Consider the following 3,992-nt stretch of genomic DNA (forward strand, 5'->3'; position numbering starts at 1 on the left):
GCAGATCGTGCCAGTGCAATGGCACGCCCGTGTCGGCCGGCAATAGCCGCACCTGCGGCTGGCCCTCGACGCTCACAAACGTCGAGCGCAGCGCTTCATGGCGAGCAAACAGTGCATCCAATGCCTGTTGCCATGCGGCCCGATCGAAAGGCCCACGCGCACGCAATACAAGCGGGATGTGATAAGTCCCATTGATACCATCAAGCTGTGCGAGAAACCACAACCGTTGCTGCGCGAACGACAGCGGCAAGTCGCCTTCGCGCGAGACTGGCGTAATCTCAGGCAGCGCACTGGTTTGCTGGTTCAGTTGCGCACTCACCGCCGCCGCAAACGCAGCCAGCGTCGGCGATGCGAACAGGGTTGCGAGCGGCACGTCAGTCCCCAGCGCCCTGACCCGGTTCATCAAGCGCACTGCCAGCAGCGAATGGCCACCGAGCGCAAAGAAACTGTCATGCCGACCGACACACTCGACACCGAGCAACTCCGCCCAGATCGTCGCGAGCGTGGCCTCGAGCGCGCCTTGCGGCGCTTCATACGCGTGATGCGCAAGCGCACCAGCGTCTGGCTCAGGTAGCGCACGCCGATCGAGCTTACCATTGGGCGTCAAGGGCAACGCATCCAACCGCACAAATGCAGCCGGCACCATATACTCGGGCAAGTGAGTGGCCACGTGCGTGCGCAGCGTGCTGGCCAGCTGCTCATCGGCCTCAGCCACCACATAGGCAACAAGCCGCTTATCCACGCTCTCACCCCGCACGAGCACCACCGCATCGCGCACCTGCTCATGTTGCATCAGGCACGCCTCGATCTCACCGGGCTCGATGCGAAAGCCGCGGATCTTCACTTGCTCATCGTTACGCCCAACAAACTCCAGGTTGCCATCGGGCAAATAACGCGCCAAATCACCCGTCTTGTACATTCGCGCATCGGGGGCATCCGAGAACGGATCGCGCACAAAGCGCTCAGCCGTGAGTTCTGGGCGATTCAAATAGCCTCGTGCGACCCCCGCGCCACCGATGTATAACTCGCCAACCGCACCGAGCGGCACCGGCTGGCCATGCGCGTCCAGTAGATAAATCTTCAGGTCGGGGATCCGTACGCCAATGGGGTTGCCCGCTTGCTCACTGTCCTGTTGTCGAAGTGCCCGATAAGTCACATGCACGGTGGTTTCGGTAATCCCATACATGTTGACCAATTGCGGACGGCGTTCATCGCGCGTGGCATACCATGCCTGCAAGATGGCAGGCTCCAGCGCTTCCCCACCAAAGATCACATAGCGTAATTGATCCGATAAGGCGCTTTGTGCTTGGCTAGCGATAAAGGCCTTAAATGCACTGGGTGTTTGGTTCAATACGGTGACGCCCTGCTCACAGACCAATTGATGAAACGCTTGGGCAGAGCGGGCAATATGATGAGGCACAATCACTAGCTTGCCGCCGTAACGTAACGCGCCCCACAGCTCCCACACGGAAAAATCAAACGCAAACGAGTGAAACAGGCACCAGGTATCGTGCTCGTTGAAGCCATACCAGGAGTGGGTCGCGTCAAACAGCCGCACCACTTGCGCATGCTCAACCATCACGCCCTTCGGGGTACCGGTCGAGCCGGACGTATAAATCACATACGCGAGGTCGTGCGCCGTCAGACCTGACACTGACGGATTGGTATCCGCTGCCTCCGGCAGCCTATTGGGATCAACCACCGTGCACGAGCTACGTACAGCATCACCGAGCGCAGCGCAACCAGCCGCATCAGCTAATACAATCGTGGGTGCAGTATCGGCGAGAATATGCGTGAGGCGCTCGGACGAATACGCGGGATCGAGCGGCACATACGCGCCGCCCGCCTTCATGATCGCCAATAGCCCCACGACCATCGCCGGCGAGCGCTCGACACAGAGCACCACTCGGGTATCCGGCTTGACGCCCAATTCAATAAGCCGATGCGCGAGACGATTGGCTCGCGCGTTCAATTGCGCATAGCTTAGTGTTTGCTCTTCATATACCAGCGCAGTAGCATCGGGGCTGCGTTGCACCTGCGCCTCGAACAACTGATGAATGCACTCGTGCGCCGGATAGGAGGTCGTCGTCGCGTTCCATGTCTGAAGCAGCAACTGACGCTCGTCTGCCCCCAGCATCTGAAGCGTCGCCACCGGTTGCTGTGGGCAAGCCGCCATCGCCTGCAACATCGCCGTCAGATACGCCACATGCCGCTCGATCGTCTCGGGGTCAAACAACGCGCTCGCATAGTGCAACGATCCGGTGATCCCCTCACCTGCTTCATACAGGTGCATTTCCAGGTCGAACCGAACCATGTCGTACTCAAGCTCGCCAGGCTTGACATCCAGCCCGGGTAAGCGCCACTGCCCTGTTTCATTGCTCTGCCACGCGAACATCACCTGAAACAGCGGCGTATGATTGAGCCGGCGCGGCGGTTGTACGATCTCAACGACCTGCTCAAACGGCAGATCTTGATGCGCCTGCGCGTCCAGCGTCGTACACCGCACGCGCTTAAGCAGTTCGCTCGTATTGGGCTCGCCAGATAAGTCGACACGCAACGCCAGCGTATTGACAAAGAAGCCAATCAACGGCTCGATCGCAGCATGCCCCCGATTTGCACTGGGCGTACCAATGACCAAATCATCCTGGCCCGACAGGCGCGCGAGCACCGCGCTCCAAGCCGCAAGCACCGTCATAAACAGCGTCGTGCCATGCTCAGCGCTTAAGCGCTTGAGCGCTTGCGTGGTCGATGCATCGATCTGCACCGGCACGTGTGCACCAGCAAACGACTGTTGCGCCGGGCGCTGCCGGTCCGTCGGTAGTTCCAGCAGTACCGGCGCATCGGCCAGCGTCGTACGCCAGTAGTCGCTCTGCGTTTGAAGCCGCTCACCCGACAACCATTGACGCTGCCAAGCCGCGTAATCCGGATACTGGATCGCCAGCGACGGCAGTGGGACGGCCTGCTCCCCAACGCTTGCCGCGTACAATGCACTGAGTTCTCTTATCAGCACGTCAAGCGACCAGCCGTCCGACACAATATGATGCTGTGTGAGCACGCACTGATAGTTGTCATCGGCGAGCTGAATGACGCATGCACGCATCAGCGGGCCGCGCGCCAGATCAAACGGCGCATGCACTTCATCGGCAGTCAAACGCGACAGCTGCGCGTCGGCATCAGGCACCCCACGCAAATCATGCCAGTGCAGCGGCACGCCTGTGCCGGCCGGCAACAACTGCACCTGCGGCTGACCCTCGACGCTCACAAACGTCGAGCGCAGCGCCTCGTGGCGCGCGAACAGTGCACCCAGCGCTTGTTGCCATGCGTCCCGATTTAGCGACCCATGCACATGCAGGACAAGCGGTATATGATAGTTAGCGCTGACTTCATCAAGTTGTGCGAGGAACCATAGCCGCTGCTGGGCGAACGACAGCGGCAAGCCGCCTTCGCGTGAGACCGGCGTGATCTCAGGCAGCGCACTGGTTTGCTGGTTCAGTTGCGCACTCACCACCGCTGCGAACGCGGCCAGCGTCGGCGATGCAAAGAGGGCCGCAAGCGGCACGTCGGCACCCAGCGCGCCTACTCGGTTCATCAAGCGCACCGCCAGTAGCGAATGGCCCCCGAGTGCAAAAAAGCTGTCGTGCCGACCCACACGCTCCACCTCGAGCAATTCGGCCCAGATTTGAGCCAGCGTGGTCTCCAATTCGCCTCGTGGCGCTTCATAGACATGATGCGCGAGTGCACCAGCATCTGGCTCAGGTAACGCACGTCGATCCAGCTTGCCATTGGGCGTCAAGGGCAACGCATCCAACCGCACAAATGCAGCCGGCACCATATACTCGGGCAAACGAGCAGCCACATGCGTGCGCAGCTCGCTGACCAGCGCCTCATTCGGCTCGGCCACCACATACGCGACAAGCCGCTTATTAATGCTCTCACCCCGCACAAGCACCACCGCATCGCGCACCTGCTCATGTTGCACCAGGCACGCCTCG

At 60.6% G+C, this 3,992-nt stretch carries 1 protein-coding gene; it reads right to left on the reverse strand.

All coding sequences use genetic code 11. From position 1 onward, the window contains the following. A partial coding sequence (locus KPG66_RS16855) for an amino acid adenylation domain-containing protein (protein WP_237071596.1) occupies positions 1–3,992 on the reverse strand: 3,992 nt, incomplete at both ends.

This window comes from Mycetohabitans sp. B2 (assembly GCF_021733735.1).
Classification (GTDB): Bacteria; Pseudomonadota; Gammaproteobacteria; order Burkholderiales; family Burkholderiaceae; genus Mycetohabitans; species Mycetohabitans rhizoxinica.